Below are 21,540 nucleotides of genomic sequence, written 5' to 3'. Positions count from 1 at the left end.
CAACTGCGCCGCAGGACCTTCGGGGTCCTGCGGCGCAGCTGTTTCTCCGCTCCCTAATCCGAAGGGCGACATAGCCACTGCTCCCTGAGGTGCGAGGAGCGAAAGCGACGAGCCTCGAAGGGCCTGGCGACTCAAGTCACCAAACCCTTCGAGGCTCGCTTCGCTCGCACCTCAGGGGGCAGGGGGAGGCGTTTCGCTCGTACCTAAAGGAGGGAGGCGTTTCGCTCGCACGTCCCAGGAGCGCGCTTCGCTTCGCACCTCTTGGAGGGCAGGTCAGATGTTGACCTTCTCCTCTTCGCCCTTCGCCGCGAGGCGGTTGCGTCGGACGATGCTGGAGATCAGTGCGGCGATGATCAGCGCGACGCCGATCAGGCCGGTGATGATCTCGGGGACGTGGGTGCCGATGGAGTACAGCAGGATGAACGCCAGCGCGCCGATCGCCCAGTGCGCTCCGTGCTCGAGGTACACATACTCCGACAGCGTGCCCTTGCGCACCAGGTAGACGGTGAGCGAACGGACGAACATCGCACCGATGAGGCCGAGGCCGAGGGCGATGATGATCGGATCCGCCGTGATGGCGAACGCGCCGATGACGCCGTCGAACGAGAACGACGCATCGAGGACCTCGAGGTAGAGGAACAGGAAGAAGCCGGCCTTGCCTGTCGCCTTGGCCAGGTCCGACGGGCCCGACTTTCCGTTGGTCTTCTCGATTGCCGCTTTCTCCGCGGCGTCGGTGCCGGGCTCGGCCGCTTCGTCATCTTCCGCGGTCTCGACGTTGAAGTACTCACCGAGGCCGTTGACCAGGATGTAGGTGATCATGCCGAGTGAGCCGGCGATCATGACCGTCGACCGCTCGTCGGGCGCGGCGATGTAGGTCGCAGTGAGGACGAGAAGCGTCATGGCGATGACGACCTCGAGCATCTCCAGCTTGCCGATCTTCTCGAGCGGCCGCTCGATCCAGGTCAGCCAGGTGAGCTCCTTCTGCTCGAAGACGAAGCCGAGGAACAGCATCAGCAGGAACATGCCGCCGAAGGCCGCGATCTGCGGGTGGGCGTCGGTGATGATCGTCTCGTAGCTGGGATCGCCGTTGGGGAAGTACGCCGCATCGTTGGGCGGCGGGTTCAGTGCGAGGTCGAGCGCCTCAACCGGGTTGAGACCCGACGCGAGCCACACGATGACCAGCGGGAACACCAGTCGCATACCGAAGACGGCAATCAGGATGCCGATGGTGAGGAAGATCTTCTGCCAGAACTCGCTCATCCGGCGGAGGATCGTGGCATTGATGACCGCGTTGTCGAAGGAGAGCGAGATCTCGAAGACGCCGAGGATGGCGGTCAGGATCAGCGCTTCGACGCCGCCATAGAGGAAAGCGATGATCAGCGACACGATCGTCACGACGACCGAGAGGCCGAAAATTCTTACTACCACTGGTTTGTGGCCTTTCTAGGGTGCGTGGAAACCAGCCGACCGCATTGTCGGAGAGGAGTGGTGACGCGCGGATGCCGCACCCGTTCGACAACGGGTGCGGCATCCACAAGCACGTTCAGGCGGACAGCCGGAGTCTACGAGAGACTCAGACGTTCACACCGAAGTCGCGGGCGATGCCCGCGAGACCCGAGGCGTAGCCCTGGCCGACCGCGCGGAACTTCCACTCCGACCCATGACGGTACAGCTCACCGAAAACCATCGCGGTCTCGGTGGAGGCATCCTCGCTGAGGTCGTAGCGGGCGATCTCGGCGCCGCCGGCCTGGTTGACGACGCGGATGAACGCGTTGCGGACCTGGCCGAACGACTGCGACCGTGCGTCCGCGTCGTAGATCGAGACGGGGAAGACGATGGAGTCGACGTTCGGCGGAACGCCCGCGAGGTCGACCTTGATGACCTCGTCGTCGCCCTCGCCCTCACCGGTCAGGTTGTCGCCGGTGTGCTCGATCGAGCCGTCGGGCGAACGCAGGTTGTTGAAGAAGATGAAGTGCTGGTCGGAGAGGACTTTCTTGTCCGCGCCGAGCGCGATGGCGCTGGCGTCGAGGTCGAAGTCGGTACCGGTGGTGCTTCGGATGTCCCAGCCGAGGCCGACGGAGACCGCAGTCAGGCCCGGAGCCTCCTTGCTCAGCGAAACGTTTCCGCCCTTGCTCAGGCTCACGCCCATGGTTTGCGCCTTTCTGTTGGTACAGGGTCTCGTGATGTCCGATGTGCCCGATACGGGCCACTCGGAGCAATCGACAACACTCTATGTGAAGGGTCTGGCGCGGTCACTGATTTGGATGGATGACCTGCGCGTTCGCCTCGCTGTGAGGCTCGCGGCGGCAGCGGTTCACCCCGATGCTCCATGTGTTCACGACGAAGACCGCCCACCGGCGGCATGGCCGTCGACTCGAAGTCGTCGGCCGCCTCCGATGGGCGGTCTTCGTCGGATCTGTCGTAACAGGGACTCGCCGAGGCTCAGGCCTCGATGATGAACTCCTCGAGCTGCTGACGTGCGACGTCGTCGGCGAGCTGCTTCGGCGGGGACTTCATCAGGTAGGCCGAGGCCGGGATGACCGGTCCGCCGATACCGCGGTCCTTGGCGATCTTGGCGGCGCGCACGGCGTCGATGATGATGCCGGCCGAGTTGGGGGAGTCCCAGACCTCGAGCTTGTACTCGAGGTTGAGCGGCACGTCGCCGAAGGCGCGACCCTCGAGGCGGACGTAGGCCCACTTGCGGTCGTCGAGCCACTCGACGTGGTCCGACGGGCCGATGTGGACGTTCTTGTCGGCGATCTTGCCGGCCAGCGGACCGTTCAGGTTGGAGGTGACGGCCTGGGTCTTGGAGACCTTCTTCGACTCCAGACGCTCACGCTCGAGCATGTTCTTGAAGTCCATGTTGCCGCCGACGTTGAGCTGGTAGGTGCGGTCGAGGGTGACGCCGCGATCCTCGAACAGCTTCGCCATCACACGGTGGGTGATGGTGGCGCCGACCTGGCTCTTGATGTCGTCGCCGACGATCGGGACACCGGCGTCGGCGAACTTCTGGGCCCACTCGGGGTCCGAGGCGATGAACACCGGCAGGGCGTTGACGAAAGCGACGCCCGCGTCGATGCAGCACTGGGCGTAGAACTTGTCGGCCTGCTCCGAGCCGACGGGGAGGTAGCTGACGAGGACGTCGACCTCGTTGTCCTTGAGGGCCTGGACGATGTCGACACCCGAGCCGTCGGCCTCGGTGATGGTCTCGAGGTAGTACTTGCCGAGGCCGTCGAGAGTGTGGCCGCGCTGGACGGTGACGCCGGTCGGCGGCACGTCGGCGATCTTGATGGTGTTGTTCTCGCTCGCGAAGATCGCGTCGGACAGGTCGAAGCCGACCTTCTTGGCGTCGACGTCGAACGCGGCGACGAACTCGACGTCGCGGACGTGGTACTGGCCGAACTTCACGTGCATGAGGCCGGGAACGGTGGAGCTCTCGTCGGCGTCCTTGTAGTACTGCACGCCCTGCACCAGGGATGAAGCGCAGTTTCCTACGCCCACAATGGCAACGCGCACCTTATTGGGCTCACCCATGGTCGGGTTCTCCTTCTTCTCGCGGCATCGCAGTCGTTCGCTGCGCAACCGGTGTTTTCCGTTGCTCGGGTTCGTCGAGCTGTTCGTCCCGGCTCGGCGTCGAGTCCGGGTCTTGATGTTCGTCATCGGCTCGTCCGGTGGAGGCCGTGGGCCGCCCCGGATCGAACGGTGACCGTTCGCCGTCGGCGAGGTCGTCGTCGAACTGTCCGTCGAACGGGTCTGGCGACCCGTCATGCTGGGAGCTCTCGGCCGCGATCAGCTCGTTGAGCCAGCGGACCTCGCGTTCGCTGGATTCGAGGCTGAGCTGATGCAGCTGACGGGTGTACCGGTCGACGGCCCGGTTGGACCGCCCGACGATCTCCCGCAACCCTTCTCGACGCTCCTCGACCTGCCGCCGGCGTCCCTCGAGGATGCGCATGCGCGCGACCGCCGGGGTGCGGCTGAAGAACGCCAGATGCACACCGAAACCGTCGTCGGTGTAGTTCTGGGGTCCGGTGTCGGCGACCAGCTCCGCGAACCGTTCCCGGCCCGCGTCGGTGAGCTGGTAGACGCGCCGGCCTCGCCGCACCTTCACGCCCAGGGGCGTCTCCGGTTCGTCGATGAGGCCGTCGGCCTGCATGCGACGCAGCGTCGGGTAGAGCGATCCGTACGAGAACGCACGGAAGGCGCCGAGCAGGCCGGTGAGCCGCTTGCGCAGCTCATAGCCGTGCATGGGGGATTCGAGAAGCAGTCCGAGAATGGCCAACTCGAGCACTTCGCCACCCCCTTCGCGGTCCTGCCGATGACTGTCACTACTTCCTCGGATCGATGTGCCGGCACGCTCTGACGAGCCGACACCTCGCTCCGATGTGTTTGCCAATGTATCGCACCGATATAACTGTGTCCACGAGCGGTCGGTCGGCGGGAGGACGGACACCCGACGACGCCGCCACACGGCGATCGACCATCCCGGGTGTGGGTCCGTCGGACCCGCGTGCCGGACCCCGTCGGCCCGACGCCCCGGCGGAGACCACGTACCCTGAGAACCGTGCAACGCCAGATCGTCGACTACGCCCTGCAGCGGCGCGCTCGGCTGTCCTCGGTCCACGCGGGCCGGACCGCCGTTGCCGAGGTCTGCGATGCGAGCCCGTATCTCCTGCGCGCCGCGAAATTCCATGGTCGGCCCAGCACCACGATGTGCCCGATCTGCCGAAAAGAGCAGGTCACGCTGGTGTCCTGGGTGTTCGGCGACCGCCTCGGTCAGGTGAGTGGGTCGGCGCGCAGCAACGAGGAGATCGCCCGGCTCGCGACGACCGCCGAGGAGTTCTCGGTGCACGTGGTCGAGGTGTGCCGGACCTGCAGTTGGAACCATCTGGTCCAGTCGTACGTTGCCGGGCTGCCGCCGCAGACCACGCGTCGCTCCCGACGCGTGGCCAAGTAGCGCGCCGGCCTGCGGTTTTTTGCCCGGGGCGGTGGCCTGCTGTCACAGTGGAGCGGCACGAGGCCAGAGAAGTTGACCGTGCTCGCCGGATGACGAATGTCCGTGCGACCCGGTAGGAAGGTGGACGATGAGCGAGGCAAGTGGTTCTTCGCCCACGCCGCGACGCACCGGAGTCCGACCCGGTCCGGGCGGCGGCGGTCAGAACAGGAGTCAGACAGCGACACGACACCGACGGTTCGCGTGGGCGCTGGGGATCGTGGGCGCCATCGTGCCGGCGATCGTGCTGGTGCTCATCATCGCGTTCGCGGCCATCTACTTCACCGCCGAGATCCCCGAACCGGAGGTGAGCCAGAAGGCCACCATCGTCGACACGTCCGGGCGGACCCTCGCAGACGTCACCTCGCCCGACGGCAACCGCACGGTCGTCCCGTTCGACGAGATCCCCGAGACGATGAAGCAGGCGATCGTCGCCGCCGAGGACCGGGAGTTCTGGACCAACAACGGCTTCTCGCCCCGCGGCCTGTCCCGCGCTGCCATCGGTCAGATCACCGGCAACCAGACCGCCGGCGGTGGCTCGACCATCACGCAGCAGTACGTCAAGAACGCGATCGTCGGTGACGAGGTCAGCTACTCCCGGAAGTTCAAAGAGCTCGCGATCGCCGCGAAGATGAACGACCGGCACGGCTGGTCGAAGGAGAAGATCCTCGAGGCCTACCTCAACACGATCTACTTCGGCCGGGGCGCCTACGGCGTCGCGGTGGCCGCGCAGAAGTTCTTCAACAAGTCGATCACCGACAAGCGTCGCGCCGAGCGCAACCCGCTCACCTTCGAAGAGGCCGCGCTGTTGTCGGCGGTCATCCGCGCGCCGTCCTACTACGACCCGGACACCAACCGCGAGGTCACCGAGGCGCGCTGGCGTTACGTCCTCGACGGCATGGTCGCGACCGGTGCGATCACCCGCGCGCAGGCCGACAACGCGGTCTTCCCCAAGACCGTCAAGGCGCGTGTCAGCGACTCCGACGAGACCCCCGGGCCCAACGGCCTCATCAAGCGACAGGTCCTCGCCGAGCTGAACCGCATCGGCATCACCGACAAGCAACTGCGGACCGGTGGTCTCAAGATCAGCACCACGATCGACCCGCAGGTCCAGAACGGCGTCGTCCAGGCGGCCTGCCGCAAGAACCGGATCTACAAGTGCCCCGAAGGCGAGCTGAACGGCGAACCCGACGACCTGCTCGCGTCGGTGGTGTCCATCGACCCGCAGACCGGCGGGGTGCGTGGCTACTACGGCGGCGACAACCCGGGCGGCTGGGACCTCGCCCAGGCGGGCCTGCAGACCGGGTCGTCGTTCAAGGTGTTCGCGCTCGTCGCGGCGCTCGAACAGGACATCCCGTTGTCGAAGACCTACAGCTCCGCGCCGTTCCAGGCCAGCGGCGGACTCACCGTCGAGAACTCCGACGGTGAGAGCTGCGGTACCTGCAACCTCGCGACGGCGATGAAGATGTCCCTCAACACGGTGTACTACCGCCTGATGATGGACCTCGACGGTGGTGCCCGGGCGGTCGCCGACGCCGCGCACCGCGCGGGTGTGGCCGAGTCCTTCGGCAACATCGAGCACACCCTGCAGGAGGCCAACGGCGAGCCCGAGGGCGGTGTGGTCCTGGGCCAGTATCAGTCCCGGGTCATCGACATGGCCTCGGCATACGCCACGCTCGCAGCATCGGGTGTCTACCACGAGCCGCACTTCGTCCAGAAGGTCGTCGACGCCGAGGGGCAGGTCCTCTACGAGCGCAAGACCGAGGGCAAGCGCGTCTTCCCCGCGAAGGTCGCCGACAACGTCAGCGCGGCGCTCGAACCGGTGGCGGCATACTCCAACGGCAACTCGCTCTACGACTCGTCTCTTGGTTCGCGGCCGTCGGCGGCCAAGACCGGCACCGTCCAGCTCGGCGACACCGGGCAGAACAAGGACGCGTGGATGGTCGGGTACACCCCGCAGCTGTCGACCGCGGTCTGGGTAGGCACCAGCGACGGCACAGCCCTGACGAACTACAACGGCGCGTCGATCTACGGCAGCGGCCTGCCGTCGTCGATCTGGAAGTCGGCGATGGATGCTGCGCTCGAGGGCAAGGAGATCAAGCAGTTCCCGGAGCCGGAATCGGTCGGCGGCGTGGCGGGCGTGCCGTATGAGGCACCGGCCACCACGTACGCGCCGTCGCAGCCCCGGCGTGGGCCTTCCATACCGAATTTCGACATCCCCGACCAGGGCGGTGACGGCAACCTCACCCTCGCACCAGGCGTGACGATCCCGATCCCGGGCGCTCCGCGCAACGGCGGCGGTGGTGGCGCCGGCGGCGGGAACAGCCCCGGTGGTGGCGACGGTGGTGGCGACACCGGCGGTGGCGACGGTGGCGACCTCGGCGGGATACCCGGCGGCGGTGGAGACGGTGGCGGAGGAGTCCCTGAACCGCCCATCGGCTGACCCGGACCCGGCCGACTCCGCGGCGAGCGGCTCTGAACCCGTCTGGGACAGCCCTGCACCACTGGCGAGCGATCAGCGTGACGACGATACACGCATCTTGCCGACGCGCACGGACGGTCTGGTGCGAGAGGCGAGTTCGCTCGTCGGCGGGCCGGTCGGGGCGCACGCCGTCATCGGGCGCGGCCGGCATCTGACTCCGCTGCGGGTGCTCTTCGCGCTCGCGTTGTGCGGACTCGCGCTCGGCTGGTTCGGCAAGGCCGGGTGCCTGCAACAGGCGCCGGCCGACTCCGGGGCCGCCGGCGCGAGCGCCGAGATGCGGCTCGACTGGGACGATCAGCGTCAGTTCACCAACCTCTGCTACTCCGACGTGATCAGCCTGTTCGGGGCGGAACGCCTCAACCGGGGAGCGCTGCCCTACCGCGACTTCTGGTTCCAGGAGGGCTCCGAAGGCGAGACCATCAAGCGGTACATGGAGTATCCGGTCGTCACCGGGATGTTCATGTACGGCGCGGCGCAGCTGACGCAGGGCTGGGTCTGGGCCGAGGCCAACTGGGGTGTCCCCGGCGCGCTCGACGTCGTGCTGTTCTTCACCATCGCCGCCCTGGCGTTGGCGGCGTTCTGGCTCGTGACCGTCTGGGCGACGGCCCTCACCGCGCGAACCCGCATGTGGACGGTATGGCTGGTGGCGCTGTCCCCCCTCGTCGTCGTCCACGCGTTCACCAACTTCGACGCCATCGCCACCGCGGCCGTCGCGGTGGCCCTGCTGGCCTGGTCGCGGGAGAAGTTCTGGGTGGCCGGCCTGTTCATCGGGCTCGGCGCGGCCGCGAAGCTGTATCCCGCACTCCTGTTGGTGGTGCTGGGTGCGCTCTGTCTGCGCAGCGGGAGAGTCCGCGAGTTCGGGATCACGGCTGCGACGGCGATCGGCGCCTGGCTGGCGGTCAACCTGCCGATCCTGATCCCGTACCCGACGGGGTGGTGGGAGTTCTTCCGATTCAACGGCGATCGGTCGGCGGACCCCGACACCATCTACCGGATCGTGGCCGACTCGGCTGGTTTCACATGGAACATCGGTTATCTGAACGCGTTGTCGGTGGGTCTGACGGTCGCCGTGATCGCGGCGGTGGCCGCGATCGGAATCCTCGCGCCGCACCGACCCCGCGTGGCCCAACTGACCTTTCTCGCGGTGGCGGGCTTCCTGCTGGTGAACAAGGTGTGGAGTCCCCAGTACTCGCTGTGGCTGGTTCCGCTTGCCGTGCTTGCCATTCCACATACTCGACTGCTGCTGGCCTGGATGACGCTCGACGCCCTGATCTGGGTGCCGCGGATGAGTCTGTTCCTCGAGGCCGAACGTCGCTGGCTTCCCGACCAGTGGTTCACCGCAGCCGTCGTGCTCCGCGGACTGATGGTGCTGGTCCTCTGTGCCGTCGTCCTCTGGCAGATCTGGCATCCGCGCGACGACCTCGTCCGCCGCGGGAACGACGGCCGATGGTACGACGACCCGGCCGGTGGTGTCCTCGACGGTGCTCCCGACCGGATCGGCCGCCGGGCGAGGACGCTCGGCACGGCGGATGGTCCTCGGGAACCGGCCCCGGTGGGCGGATGACGGTCACCGAACGCGACGGAACCGAACCGGGCCCCGCTGCGTCCAAACGACCATGAAGCACACCACACTCGCTCTCCCCGACGATCTCACCGACTGGCTCTCGGCGGGCGACCGGGCCGCCGAACTGCACTCCGACACCGTCGCCGTCGACCGGCAGTGGTGGACGGACGCGCTCGCCGAACACGGGCTCCCGGATTCGTTGCTCGGCAACAAGATCAGCAGAGCAGACCTGTTCGCGCTGGGGTCTCGGGCCACCGACTCGCCCGACGACGCGATTGCGTTGCTGTGGAACGTCGTCGCGTTCTGTCTCGGCCGCCGCACCTCCGACGGCAAGAAGCGGATCGCCGCGGTGTCCGCCGACCGGAAGTACCTCGGCGGGCTGCTGAGAGACGCGGCCGAGACGGGCCGCGAGGAGCCCGGCGCGGCGTATGCGATGCTTCGGCCCGACAAGGGCGGCAACATGATCGAGCGTCTGGGTCCGGCCGGTTTCACCTGGTTTCTCTACTTCGCGGGCGCCGGGGAGCCGAAACATCCGAGTCCGGTCCTCGAGAGCAAAGTGGCCAGGTCGCTGCGCCGTGCCGGCTGGCGGGACCTTCGCGAGTCGACGTGGACCGCGGCCGATTACGTCGCCTACTCGAGGGTCGTCGACGGGTGGCGTGCGGATGCGGGCATCGACCGCAACGACGTCATCGTGCGGGGCCTCTTCGCCATCTCGCCGCCGAGCGGCTGGGATCATCCGTGGCAGGCATGGGAACGACAGACGTGGGAACGCGAGAACTGGGTGAGGGGACCGTTGACGACGGACGACCTGCGCGCCGTACACCGCTGGCTGTCCACGCTCGCCGCGCTCACCTCCAGATCGGCTGCCGCACACGAGGAGTTCGAGCGGCTGGGGCACAAGATCAACACCGCACTAGGAGGCGAGGTCGGTGAGATCAGGGCGTCGCTCGAGGGCGATCGCTACCGGCACTCCTACCACGGGGAGTACTGACGGTTGGGTGACCGCTCCGGTGGGTAATGACGGATCATGTCGGATACCGCACCACACATCTCGGACGACACCGCGGAAGCGGTCGGCAAGGTGGGGGAGGCGCTCGAGTACATCGAGCGCGCCCGCGGCCACCTCTATTCGTTCCACCAACTCATCGGACGCGGCGATCTGCTGCTCGGGGAAGCAGTGGACGAATTACGAAAGGCCGGACACGGGGAGTTCGCCGACGAGCTGTCCACCGAGTTGGTGGGTCGCAACGTTCTCGAGGGGCGCTGGACATTCCAGGTCGTCGAGGACTTCGACGACACCTACTGGGGCCCGTTGCGCGAGTACGTCAACCGGGTTCGAGCCGACCTGACCGACGGTCAGCGACACGTGCACGAGGCGCGGATGAAAGAAGACCGGCGCACCCAGGGCCATCCCGAGCACACCGCGAATCCCTAGGTCGTCAGGGAGAGATTCGTTGTAACAGGCGATCTCTCGCCGACGGCCACTCGTCGTCGGTCATCGCGTACAAGGCGGTCGTGCGCCAGCCGTCGCCGAATCGGCGGTGCTTGCGCAGCAGACCCTCGAAGTTGGCACCCAGTTTGGTGATCGCGGCGCGGGACTGAGTGTTGTTCTCGTGGGTGTGCCAGGTGAGGCGGACGGCGCCGCGCTCCTCGAACGCATGGCGCATCAGCAGGAACTTGGCGGTGGGGTTCACCGCGGTTCCCTGGACGCGTTCGCTGTAGAAGGTGTACCCGATGCAAGCTGCCCGGTTGGCCTCGTCGATGTCGTAGAAACTCGTCGACCCGACGACACTGCCGTCGGTGTTGTCGACCACGGCGAACGCCACCCGGGAACGGAGCGCCGAGTCGACGAACCGACGGGCACTGTCCTCGTCCGTCGGCACTCCGGGGACCCACCGGAATCGGGTCGGGTCGTCGACCACGCGCGCCAACGGTCCGATGTCCTCGATGCTGATCGGTCGCAACGTGACTCGTCCGTGCACCAGGGGGCCGGTCGCCAACCAGGAAGTCATGACGAGCCTTTCGCCATCGCGTTGCGCGGCGGGTGCCGGGGTGCGTCAGCGGACTCCCGATCGGTGGCCGCGTGCACGCGTGCGGCCACCCGGGAGGCCAACGGTTCTCGGAGCGGGGTCCGCGGGAGGGTCACGATCAGGTAGGCCAGCAGGGCGGCGTGCACCCACACCGAACCGGCGACGCCGGTGACGATCCACCACGGCAGCGGATCGCCGGCATCGCGGATCGGGAACAGCCGGAAAATCGTCAGGTCGAGGGCGAGGTCGGTGAGCAGATACGTCAGGATCACCGGCCACCGGACCTTCATCAGAACGAAGAACGGCAGGATCCAGAGCGTGTACTGCGGGGAGTGGACCTTGTGGAACAGCATGAAACCCGCGAGCATCGCGCCGCTCACGCCGATCCAGGGGAAGGTGCCGACGCGGTCGAAGCGGCGCCACCCGAGGTACATCGCGACCCCGAACGACGTGAGGATCAACAGCGGCGACAGCACACTGACCAGCGACTGGTAGGTGTCACCGGTCCCGGTGACATATCGCAGCCCCCAGTACCAGATGGAATTGGTGTCGACGTCGGCTCGTCGTCGACTCTGGAACGACAGCGCCGCCTTCCACCCGTCGAATCCGAGCACCATGAACGGCAACTGGATCGCGACCACGGTGACGACGGCAGCGCCCGCCACCCAACAGGCGCCCGTCCAGTCGAGACCGCCGCGGGCGTCTCGTCGTCGTTCGACCATGCGCGCTCCGCCGGCTCCGCGCGTGAGAACGTATGCCGCCAACGGCAATACGAAGATCCCCGGGTAGAGCTTGAGGCAGAATCCGATCGCGAGCAGAACCGCCGCGATCACCGCGCTAGTACGAAGCGGCAGTCGTCGTCGACAAGTTACGGGGTGGACCGACGCGCCCCATGCCATCACGGCGACGGCCCCGACGGCGGTGGCGACGACCGGGAGCTCCCAGTTGTGGAAGGAGTACAGCACCAGCGGAGGTGTTGCGGCCCAGAGCAACGCCCACCAGCGCACCATCGATGCGAGCAGCACGGTGATCGCGAAACCGAACGGCGCCAACAGGAGCGCCGACTGGGTGAAGAACTCGGTGTCGGTGTCGGCGCCGACCGCACCGACGAACATGAGCACGCCGGAGAGCACCGGATATTCGACGACGCCACCGAACAGGGTGCCGTCCGATGTGATCCCACCGTGGATATAGGGAAAGACGTGGGTGTTGATGTCGCGACCGAGCCAGAGATACATCAGGTCCGAATAGCAGGGGATCACCGCGTCCGGATCGCCGGTCGGCCAGTTGTCGCTACGTCCGAGTGCATCGAACGGGGCGCCGCCGCACCGCAGCTTCGCCTGGAAACTCCAGAACATCGTCGCGGCTGTCGCCAACACCGAGACGAGGACGATCACGGCCGTCTCACCACGGCCGGAGAGCCGCGCCGACCACCGGCCCGGGGTTGTCCGCCGCTCCGACATGGGCAACAGCGTAGGTGGTCCCATGATGTGTCGCCGAGGCGGCCCGCGACCACGGATTTCTCTGCGAACGGGCAGGTCATGTATCTTGGACCGGTTGCCGACGCAGGCGACCCTCCTGCCACGGACAGTCCGTGGCCGACCTAGCCCATAGGAGGTGATGTGGTCTTATGCGTCACTACGAATTGATGGTCATCCTCGATCCGAATCTGGACGAGCGCACCGTCGCACCCTCACTCGATACTTTCCTCAACGTTGTCCGTAAGGACGGCGGTTCGGTGGACGGCGTCGACATCTGGGGCAAGCGCCGACTCGCCTACGAGATCCTCAAGCACAACGAGGGCATCTACGCCGTCATCGATCTCAATGCCGAGCCCGCCACGGTCTCCGAGCTCGATCGTCAGCTGAAGCTGAACGAGTCGGTTCTGCGCACCAAGGTCCTGCGGAAGTAATCCACAGGGTTTCTTGATCGTCCGAAGACGTCGGTACCGGGTTCTAGGGTTGAGCCCAGAATCCGGTGCATGTCGATCAGCGAGTGCCCACCAACGACCCGAGGGGAAACACACATGGCAGGCGACACGGTCATCACCGTCATCGGCAATCTGACCGCCGACCCGGAATTGCGGTTCACGCCGTCCGGCGCAGCGGTTGCCAACTTCACGGTGGCTTCCACCCCGCGCACCTTCGACCGCCAGACCAACGAGTGGAAGGACGGCGAAGCGCTGTTCCTCCGCTGCAACATCTGGCGCGACGCCGCGGAGAACGTGACCGAAAGCCTGACCAAGGGCTCCCGGGTGATCGTGCAGGGACGGCTCAAGCAGCGGTCCTACGAAACCAAAGAGGGTGAACGACGCACGGTCGTGGAACTCGAGGTCGACGAGATCGGCCCCTCGCTGCGCTACGCCACCGCCAAGGTCAATCGGGCCTCGCGCGGCGGTGGCGGTGGCGGCGGTGGATTCGGATCGGGCGGCGGCGGTGGCCGCGGCGGTGGTTCGAACCAGCAGGTTGCCGACGATCCCTGGGGCAGCGCGCCTGCCAGCAACAGCGGGGGATCGTTCGGCGGCGGGGACGACGAACCACCTTTCTGATATCGGTCGGGGCACGATGATCCGCCCCGAACAGCCCGGGAACGGCAGCGACCGTCCCCGACAGCATTGACTGGAGCAACACACACATGGCAAAGGCAAAGCCGAGCCGGAAGCCTCGCGTCGAGAAGGTCACCAAGACCAAGGCGTGCAGCTTCTGCAAGGACAAGAAGGCCGTCATCGACTACAAGGACACCGCGCTGCTGCGTCGTTTCCTGTCCGACCGGGGCAAGATCCGGTCGCGTCGCGTGACCGGTAACTGCGTGCAGCATCAGCGCGACGTCGCTGTGGCAGTGAAGAACTCGCGTGAGGTGGCCCTGCTGCCCTTCACCTCGACCAGCCGATAAGCGGAAAGGATCAGTTGACATGAAGCTCATCCTCACCGCCGCCGTGGAGAACCTCGGCGAAGCAGGCGACATCGTCGTGGTCAAGGACGGCTACGGCCGCAACTACCTGCTGCCCCGCGGCCTGGCCATCAAGGCCACCCGCGGCGCCGAGAAGCAGGTCGAAGGCATCCGTCGGGCACAGGAGGCCCGCGAGGTCCGCGGTCTCGAGCACGCCAACGAGCTGAAGCAGGCCCTCGAGGGTCTCGCCGACGTCTCGCTGGACGTCAAGACCCACGACTCGGGCAAGCTCTTCGGTTCGGTCACCGCCGCAGACGTCGCCGGTGCCATCAAGACCGCGGGCGGTCCGACCCTCGACAAGCGCAGCGTCGAGCTGCCCAAGGGGCACATCAAGGCCACCGGTAGCTACCCGGTCGTCGTCAACCTGCACCCGCAGGTCTCGGCGACCGTCCAGCTCGCCGTCGTCGCCGCGAGCTGACCTCAGCGTTCTACATGCACAAGGCCGGGTGGAGATCCTCCACCCGGCCTTGTCGTGTCTGTTGAGCGCCTCCGCGTGAGACCCTATTTCGGCGCAGGCGGACTGGCCGGCAGCTGGTTCCAGTACTGCAGTCGCGGCGGAAGGTACTGCGGTGCCGGGTTGGCGCTGTGGTCGACCGCGTTGTTGCCCGGACCGAGTGTGTCCCAGGACGGGAAGAAGAACTTGTGCCAGGCGGGCGTGAAGATGAGAGCGCGGTCGCCGGTGCGGCAGGCGACGGTGTCGCGACGGGGCACGGTGCACGTGACGCCTTCGATGGTGACCCGTTTGCCGACACCGAGGACCGGTGGCCGGAAGCCGCTCTCCGGGCCGAACCGGTAGGTCTGATCGGCACGCGCCCACCACGGGCCCTGCTGATCGTCGGAGATCACCGCACCGGTCGCGTTCGGCGGGGCGGTCGCGGGACGGCCCGCGCAGCCGACGTAGCGGTAGCCGGGACCGATCTCGCACACCCACCTGCCGGTGGTGAAGAAGGACCGTCCGTTGTCGACATAGGCCAGCGATCGGAACGTCGTCGGGGCGACCGGCTGATAGCGCGACAGATCGAACTCGAGGGGCATCGAGGGGCCTGGCGCGGCGGACGTCGGCGGGGCCACCGCCAGCCCGGCGGCAGCGGTCACGGCCGCCAGCACGGTGACCGCACGACGGACGACGACGGACCTCAACCCCAACCTCGACACGATCGACATTGCATCACACCCGAAGGGGAGTCGTTCGGCGATCGCCGCAGAATCGTGCGAACCGGCGTCGCCCGGCCTCTGGCCAGGTGTAACGCAGACCACACCGGATGTTCACCCGAAGATTCGCCACGGGGAGTTGAACAGGTGTCCGCAACACGCCCGCAAGACGACGCGCCGAAGAAGTACAAAGGATTTCCAATTACTTGATTGTGGAAATCAGTCAGGGCGCTGACCTGCGAAAACTGTGTTGTTCACACCCTGATTCCTCAGGTTGTCCACAAAGGCTGCACAACTCGTCCCCGCGCAACTCACACACCGTCCACAAGTGTTCCCCAGATCCGTCAACAGGTCGGTTTGAGTAGCGGTCGCAGACGTCCTAGTGTCACGCCTCAGCGTCTCCGTCCGTCTCGGCGCACACGACACTTCGCTGTCGGTGCCACCCGATAGGAAGAGACTGACCAGAACACGACGTCGACACCGGGGACTCGCGACGTGGCCTACCGGGGCCGACACCAGACTCAGGGTCGTACTCATTCGATGTCGGGTGGGATCGAACGTTGCGAGAGGTTTGACACGCGTGGCTGTTGTGGATGACCGCGGGCGCGGCCCCGCTGCCGGAGGGCGAGGCCGGGAAGACGAGATCCCTGCCGAGGACTTCGGTAGGCAGCCCCCGCAGGACCTCGCCGCCGAGCAATCGGTGCTCGGTGGCATGTTGCTGTCCAAGGACGCGGTCGCCGACGTCGTCGAGAAGATCCGCACCGGCGACTTCTACCGTCCGGCCCATCAGGCGGTCTTCGAGGCGATCCTCACCCTGTACTCGAAAGGCGAGCCCGCCGACGCGGTGACGGTCGCCGCGGAACTCGAGCGGGCGGGCGAGCTCAAGCGCATCGGCGGTGCGCCTTACCTGCACACGCTGATCTCCACTGTGCCCACCGCGGCGAACGCCGGCTACTACGCCGAGATCGTCGCCGAGAAGGCGTTGCTGCGTCGACTCGTGGAGGCCGGCACGCGCATCGTCCAGTACGGCTACGCCGGCGCCGACGGGCAGGATGTCGCCGAGGTGGTCGACCGCGCCCAGGCCGAGGTGTACGAGGTCACCGAGAAGCGCACCGCCGAGGACTATGTCCCGCTCGAGGATCTCTTGCAGCCGACGATGGACGAGATCGACTCCATCGCGTCGCGAGGTGGCATCTCGCTCGGTGTCCCGACCGGCTTCGCCGATTTCGACAAGCTCACCAACGGGCTGCACCCCGGGCAGATGATCATCGTCGCCGCGCGTCCTGGTGTCGGCAAGGCGCTCGCGCTCGACACCCCGCTGCCGACGCCCACCGGCTGGACCACGATGGGCAAGGTCGGGGTCGGCGATCTCCTGCTCGATGCCCACGGCCGGCCCACCCGGGTCGTCGCCGCCACCGAGGTGATGACCGAACGGCCCTGCTACGAAATCGAATTCAACGACGGCGCGACGATCGTCGCCGACGAGCAACACCAGTGGGCGGCCGAGATCGACGGCGAGCGGCGGGTCATCACGACCGCCGGCCTGCGGGCGCACGTCGGCTGCGCGGTCGTGCGCAACACCGCGCCGCTCGAGTTGCCGCGCAAGCGGTTCGCGTACGGCCCGTACACGGTGGCGGCGCTGGCCGGGATGGCCTTCGACGATCCCGAGATCAGCATGCGCATCGACGCGGAGGGCCCGGTCGACGTCATGACGCTGATGGCGGACCTTGGTGGCCGGATTCCGTACGAGTATCTCCGTGGTTCGATCGCGCAGCGTCGTGCCCTGCTCGCGGGGTTGCTGGATGCCCGTGCCTCGGTGGACGACGACGGCTGGATCACCGTGCCCGCCGCGACGCGGCACATGACGGCGGTCGTCGCCGACCTCGTGGCCGGGCTCGGTTTCAACTACAAGCGGTCGGCCACGGGGTGGTTGCGCGTCGACGCCGACGAAGACGTGTTCACCGTGCACCACAAGGCGATTCGGCACAAGGAGCTGCGTCGCCGGGCCGGTGTCCGACGCGTCGTCGCCGTTCGCCCCGTCGATCCGGTCCCGGTGCGCTGCGTGCAGGTCGACAACGCCGACCACCTGTATCTCGCGGGTGAAGCGATGGTCCCGACGCACAATTCGACCCTGGCGATGGACTTCCTGCGATCTGCGGCCATCGGACACGGCCTGACCGCCGCCATGTTCTCGCTGGAGATGAGCAAGACCGAGATCGTCATGCGCCTACTGTCGGCGGAGGCGAAGATCAAGCTCGCCGACATGCGTGCCGGCACGATGAGCGACGACGACTGGACACGGCTCGCACGTCGAATGGGTGAGATCTCGGAGGCGCCGTTCTTCATCGACGACTCACCCAACCTCACGATGATGGAGATCCGCGCCAAAGCGCGCCGTCTCAAGCAGCGGCACGACCTGAAAGTCGTTGCGGTGGACTACATGCAGCTGATGACGTCGGGCAAGAAGGTCGAGTCGCGCCAGCAGGAGGTGTCGGAGTTCTCCCGCCAGTTGAAGCTGCTGGCCAAGGAACTCGAGGTCCCGGTGATCGCGATCAGTCAGCTCAACCGTGGTCCGGAGCAACGTACCGACAAAAAGCCCCAGGTGTCGGACCTCCGTGAGTCCGGCTCGCTGGAGCAGGACGCCGACATGGTCATCCTGCTGCACCGCCCCGACTCCATCGAACGCGACGACCCGCGCGCCGGTGAGGCCGACATCATCGTCGGCAAGCACCGTAACGGCCCGACCGCCACCATCACCGTCGCACACCAGCTGCACCTGTCCCGGTTCGTGGACATGGCGCGGGGGTAGTGGTCGACTCTTTTTGGTGTCGAAGGCTCGCCGTTCGATGGCGGCGTCGGAGGCTATGGACCTGATCGATGAGCGCCTCGCAGCGTCCGAGGGCATCCGCGATTCCCTGTAGGCGAGAGATCGGGAGGATGGGGATTGCCGCCTAACGGAGGTTGCCCTAGACGCATACCGTTAACGCCACCCAGACGCAGCCTGCGCGGTCTCGCACGACATCGGCTTCAGGTCGGTAGCGTCGGACTCTCACCGCATCGGCGTTTGGCACTAACCGCTCATCCAGAAGGGCCCTGACTATCAGTCCGAGGCCATTAGAGCTTTCGCGCACCCCGCCGCCCACCTACGATGACGCCCTCGACGCCGGGCACCGTCGAGGATCTGGTGCCTTTCGGGAACAGACGAATCGAGATGGCGCCGTCAGATGGAGGGTCGTTCGCCGGATACTGCTCGGATGGCGTGCGACTGATCTCCCTGATCGTCAGGAACTCACCAGAGTCCAACTCGCTGAACACGCTCACGATGTGCTGGCCGATGTCCCGGCGTCGCATGCCTGACCCGGTCGTGCGCCGGGGTGATGACTTGGACGCTGCCACTGCTCTCTCCCGGTCGGGTCGAAGTTCACGCTCGCTGTCCGAGAGCTCGAGCGCCGGAGCCTCATCGGGGCGCGGCCACATCCGAACGGCCACTCGGGCCAGAACAAGTGACCTCTGCTCAATCTCATTGTGATCCCAGACTGTCGGCAGCGACCGGTTCATCGTTAGCGCCGAGTGCTTCAGCAAGTTCTCGCGCTTGACCGACCAAGGACCGTTGGAGACGCTCGCGTTGAGCTTCTGCGTGATGAGCGTCAGATTTCCGATCGTATGCACCAGTTCGTCGCGGCGTTCCTCCTGCGAACCACCGTCACGTGGGTCGACAGGCCAGTGCTCGTGCCACGCCTGGGGCATGAGGTGTTCGATCGAGATTTTCTTGCTCGGCGGCACAGGCTCCGTCCTGTCGGTGGTCATCTCGTTCTCGATTGCGAGCAACAGTCGTTGCAGACGATCGCGCTTCAGCAGCCGGTAGAGCTGCAAACGCGTCATATCTTGGACGACCTGAGCGTCGGTCGGCCACGCTCCCGAGTCGGATCGCTGGCCGACGAGGAACCGCTCCACGACCACATCGGCGGCTTCCGTCGCTGATTCGAGCCGACGGGTGAGCTCCAAGAACAACCGGTTGTAGTTCTTCGGTGTAAGCCGGCAGATCGCGCGGCGGACGAGGTATGCCTCCAACAGCGTTATTGCCCGCTCCCGTTGCGCCCCAGAGGAGTTCGCGAACAGCCACAACAGCACCGGCATGATCGTCGTGGTGTCGACGATCTCAAGCCGATCGAGAGGTGCCCTCTCCGCGTTCGACGTGATCGAGCGGTCGTCGATTCCGGCGTAGACGGCGGCGTAACGCGACATCTCCTTGAGGAAGATCCCCGCCATCTCCTTGTCGCCGTCGAAGTATGTCCGCGCCTGGGGGAATAGTTGGTGGGATTGCACTTCCCGCTGCAGCAGAACTGTCAGGAAGTAGCCGACGAAGACGTCGAGCCGCGGTCGATTCAGACGGCCAACCCGCACTTCGGCCTGCCACTGCTCGCTCTCAAGCGGCTCCCAGTACGTCCGATACAGATCCTCTATGTCGTCATCGGCGGCCCCATCCTGAAGGGTGCGGAAAAGGGCGTTCTTGATGAGGTCCGATGCCCTCAGCGCGGTGCCGCGTGCGTTGAGCGTCTCGAAGATCACCTGCGCGTTGTCCTCGACGTCGAGGTCGATGACAACGAGCTCTAGGTGCTCGAGCGCAACCTCGGACAGACCGTCGAGCGCGTCCTCGACCTCTTGCTCCGACCCGCACGCTGACACCAGGTCCTCCAGTTGCCCCCGGAAGTACAGGTAGGCCCGCGGAATCTGTCTGTAGCTGGGGTCCGATGTCTTGTCCCGGTACTCACCGCGCATGACGGAAACGTAGGAAGCGCGGTCACGGTTCGTCGGGTAGAGCTTGAACTGCTCTTCGGGCTCTTCGGCCAGGTCGGTGTCGTTCTCCAACGCCTTCCGGAGGTGATTGAACAATCGGGTCTTGATGTTCGCCGCCATGTAGGTGTCGCGTAGCGCCGCGATGAACAGTTGCAGTGTCGTCAGTCGCTGCTGGCCGTCGATGACCTCACGGACCTCGAGGCTGCCCAGCGCACCGCGCTTTTGCTCCAGGACGATAGCGCCCAGGAAATGCGGTGGGGTGTCGACACCGGCGCGGCGGTCGAACGCTGCCAGGATGTCCTCCCACAGGGGAGCCCACTGATCCTCCTCGTCCCACACGTACGGCCGCTGGAACAACGGGACCACAAGCCGCAGGTCACTGCGGAACACCGACTTCAATCTCCGGGGGTGAGCCTCCATTGCCGCCGTCCACGCTCCTGTCCATGCTTGGAAAACAACCCACTAGTACCACCTATGTTTCTAGCCTGAGAAGCCCAGGCGAGGCGCTTCGCGACTCCGTTCGAGCTGTGATCGGAGTCCGACTGGCACCGGCCTCGTCCAGTCATGGGGCTTCGTGATGGGGGCTTGGGTGGCTGATATTGGCGAAAGTCGGAACACACGGTGGGCGGCCGCCCGCATTGCCGAGGTAGTCGGCGAGCCCTGTTGCGTAATAGTCGTGAGCGATCAAGGTACATCCTGCGTCATCTGGGTCGACAAGGACATCGCGCGCGCGGATAGGCGCACCGGATTGTGGAAGGATTCCGTGTCAAAGTCGTCGGTGGGCTTTCCTCCACGATTTCCGGACCTGACGGGCTAGCCGGAGCACGTCACACCTGGCCTTACGAAAATTGGACCGCGATGTCGAAAAGCTGAGTAGCGCAGCGGGAATCGATTCACGCAGAATTGCAGAACTCTTTGTGGCTGCCAATGGCTGAGGGGTAGGCGAACTTGAACAACGGAAGAGATTGCAGGTCTCCGAACGCTGTTCACAGACAGGCCCCAGGCGGAGAGTGGCATTCGCTACAGCGCCGTAATCCGGGTTCACCCAGTGCAGCAACCGGTGGCCGACTGGAGACCAAGGTCTTTAGTGGCGCTTTCCCTGCGTCGGTAGCCCGCCGCTGAGCGCGCGGATGCTTGTACCTGTGTTCTTCCGGTTGCCGGTTCGAGCGCGTCCCGCGCTGTCGAGTTTATTCCCTGCATCGATGCGCTTGTATGGAAGCGACTTTGGACCACCGCCCACCAGGGCTGTTCTTTTCTGTCGCTCGCGTTCCGCTGCGCTAATACGAGGACCGTCCAGCGCAAAAAACATGGCTCGTGCTTCCTTGCGCAGCGCCCGGTACCGCATACTGGTATCGGCAGGCTCCTTCAGTTCATCAATAAGGGCCTGCAGTTCTGTGATCATCGCGTTGGCCTCACGCTGGTAGATCTCTGGCGATGGCCGTGTCGCTCGAAGACCGTTCATTCGCTTCCGTAGAGCGGCCATCTTGGAGGCGAAGGCCTCATAGCGTGCGTTCTTCTTTGTCGCATCCAAATCGTACGACGTCGAGTGGCACGGTTCAGGCTGTTTTCTAGCTCT

At 65.9% G+C, this 21,540-nt stretch carries 19 protein-coding genes; 10 read left to right on the top strand and 9 right to left on the bottom strand.

The genetic code is table 11. The features are described 5' to 3' along the window. Positions 1-273: 273 nt before the first annotated feature. The 4 genes from LEL84_RS13775 to LEL84_RS13760 form a co-directional block, all read right to left on the bottom strand. Entirely contained in the window at positions 274-1,428 is a 1,155-nt protein-coding gene (locus LEL84_RS13775; RefSeq protein ID WP_078112510.1) for a DUF475 domain-containing protein, read from the bottom strand. 145 nt (positions 1,429-1,573) lie between these two features. Further along, positions 1,574-2,149 (bottom strand): TerD family protein, encoded by a 576-nt coding sequence (locus LEL84_RS13770; RefSeq protein WP_058252891.1) that lies wholly within the window; start codon positions 2,147-2,149, stop codon positions 1,574-1,576. A 293-nt stretch (positions 2,150-2,442) separates the two neighbouring features. Beyond that, positions 2,443-3,534, bottom strand: coding sequence for an inositol-3-phosphate synthase (locus tag LEL84_RS13765; RefSeq protein WP_065629492.1), 1,092 nt, complete (start codon positions 3,532-3,534; stop codon positions 2,443-2,445). Then, the gene (locus LEL84_RS13760) at positions 3,527-4,288 is read right to left on the bottom strand and encodes a PadR family transcriptional regulator (RefSeq protein WP_226511919.1); all 762 of its coding nucleotides are present in this window, start codon (positions 4,286-4,288) and stop codon (positions 3,527-3,529) included. Before LEL84_RS13760 ends, LEL84_RS13765 begins: the two co-directional genes overlap by 8 nt. 273 nt (positions 4,289-4,561) lie before the next feature. On the opposite strand from LEL84_RS13760, the gene LEL84_RS13755 reads away from it, so the two are divergent. The 5 genes from LEL84_RS13755 to LEL84_RS13735 all read left to right on the top strand — a co-directional run bounded on the left by LEL84_RS13755 (position 4,562) and on the right by LEL84_RS13735 (position 10,471). Then, positions 4,562-4,954 (top strand): DUF5318 family protein, encoded by a 393-nt coding sequence (locus tag LEL84_RS13755; protein ID WP_065629491.1) that lies wholly within the window; start codon positions 4,562-4,564, stop codon positions 4,952-4,954. Positions 4,955-5,081: 127 nt separating this feature from the next. Then, a complete protein-coding gene (locus tag LEL84_RS13750; RefSeq protein WP_068972304.1) occupies positions 5,082-7,433 on the top strand; it encodes a transglycosylase domain-containing protein in 2,352 nt (783 codons plus the stop codon). After that, complete coding sequence (locus LEL84_RS13745; RefSeq protein WP_413466982.1) at positions 7,390-9,036, top strand: glycosyltransferase family 87 protein; 1,647 nt, start codon at positions 7,390-7,392, stop codon at positions 9,034-9,036. The genes LEL84_RS13750 and LEL84_RS13745 overlap by 44 nt, the downstream gene beginning before the upstream one ends. Positions 9,037-9,088: 52 nt before the next feature. Then, positions 9,089-10,027 (top strand): hypothetical protein, encoded by a 939-nt coding sequence (locus LEL84_RS13740; RefSeq protein WP_065629489.1) that lies wholly within the window; start codon positions 9,089-9,091, stop codon positions 10,025-10,027. A gap of 36 nt (positions 10,028-10,063) precedes the next feature. Next, complete coding sequence (locus tag LEL84_RS13735; RefSeq protein WP_226511918.1) at positions 10,064-10,471, top strand: hypothetical protein; 408 nt, start codon at positions 10,064-10,066, stop codon at positions 10,469-10,471. A gap of 4 nt (positions 10,472-10,475) precedes the next feature. Here the strand turns inward: LEL84_RS13735 and LEL84_RS13730 are convergent, their stop codons facing one another. Together LEL84_RS13730 and LEL84_RS13725 are read right to left on the bottom strand one after the other, a co-directional pair. Next, entirely contained in the window at positions 10,476-11,048 is a 573-nt protein-coding gene (locus LEL84_RS13730; RefSeq protein ID WP_226511917.1) for a GNAT family N-acetyltransferase, read from the bottom strand. Then, positions 11,045-12,529 carry a hypothetical protein gene (locus tag LEL84_RS13725; RefSeq protein ID WP_226511916.1) on the bottom strand — a complete coding sequence of 495 codons (1,485 nt, stop codon included), beginning with the start codon at positions 12,527-12,529 and terminating at the stop codon, positions 11,045-11,047. The genes LEL84_RS13730 and LEL84_RS13725 overlap by 4 nt, the downstream gene beginning before the upstream one ends. 167 nt (positions 12,530-12,696) lie before the next feature. On the opposite strand from LEL84_RS13725, the gene rpsF reads away from it, so the two are divergent. The 4 genes from rpsF to rplI all read left to right on the top strand — a co-directional run bounded on the left by rpsF (position 12,697) and on the right by rplI (position 14,433). Continuing rightward, a complete protein-coding gene (gene rpsF / locus LEL84_RS13720; protein ID WP_058252882.1) occupies positions 12,697-12,978 on the top strand; it encodes a 30S ribosomal protein S6 in 282 nt (93 codons plus the stop codon). A 114-nt stretch (positions 12,979-13,092) separates the two neighbouring features. Then, positions 13,093-13,614, top strand: coding sequence for a single-stranded DNA-binding protein (locus tag LEL84_RS13715; RefSeq protein WP_058252881.1), 522 nt, complete (start codon positions 13,093-13,095; stop codon positions 13,612-13,614). An 86-nt stretch (positions 13,615-13,700) separates the two neighbouring features. Next, positions 13,701-13,958 carry a 30S ribosomal protein S18 gene (gene rpsR / locus LEL84_RS13710; protein ID WP_004020662.1) on the top strand — a complete coding sequence of 86 codons (258 nt, stop codon included), beginning with the start codon at positions 13,701-13,703 and terminating at the stop codon, positions 13,956-13,958. 19 nt (positions 13,959-13,977) lie between these two features. Next, positions 13,978-14,433 carry a 50S ribosomal protein L9 gene (rplI, locus tag LEL84_RS13705; protein WP_058252880.1) on the top strand — a complete coding sequence of 152 codons (456 nt, stop codon included), beginning with the start codon at positions 13,978-13,980 and terminating at the stop codon, positions 14,431-14,433. Between the two features lie 83 nt (positions 14,434-14,516). On the opposite strand, the gene LEL84_RS13700 is transcribed toward rplI, so the two are convergent. Continuing rightward, positions 14,517-15,179: a hypothetical protein gene (locus LEL84_RS13700; protein WP_065629487.1), complete on the bottom strand. Its 663-nt coding sequence runs from the start codon at positions 15,177-15,179 to the stop codon at positions 14,517-14,519. Positions 15,180-15,747: 568 nt separating this feature from the next. Between LEL84_RS13700 and dnaB the strand changes: the two genes are divergently transcribed. Then, a complete protein-coding gene (gene dnaB, locus LEL84_RS13695) occupies positions 15,748-17,976 on the top strand; it encodes a replicative DNA helicase (RefSeq protein ID WP_065629486.1) in 2,229 nt (742 codons plus the stop codon). A 305-nt stretch (positions 17,977-18,281) separates the two neighbouring features. Here dnaB and LEL84_RS13690 read toward each other — a convergent pair whose 3' ends face one another. Both LEL84_RS13690 and LEL84_RS13685 read right to left on the bottom strand, forming a co-directional pair. Next, a complete protein-coding gene (locus LEL84_RS13690) occupies positions 18,282-20,354 on the bottom strand; it encodes a DUF262 domain-containing protein (RefSeq protein ID WP_226511915.1) in 2,073 nt (690 codons plus the stop codon). Positions 20,355-21,048: 694 nt separating this feature from the next. Further along, entirely contained in the window at positions 21,049-21,366 is a 318-nt protein-coding gene (locus LEL84_RS13685; protein WP_226511914.1) for a hypothetical protein, read from the bottom strand. Positions 21,367-21,540: the final 174 nt, after the last annotated feature.

This window comes from Gordonia sp. WA4-43 (assembly GCF_020520305.1).
GTDB classification, from domain to species: Bacteria; Actinomycetota; Actinomycetes; order Mycobacteriales; family Mycobacteriaceae; genus Gordonia; species Gordonia hongkongensis.
This window is presented reverse-complemented; position numbering and strand designations above follow the sequence as displayed.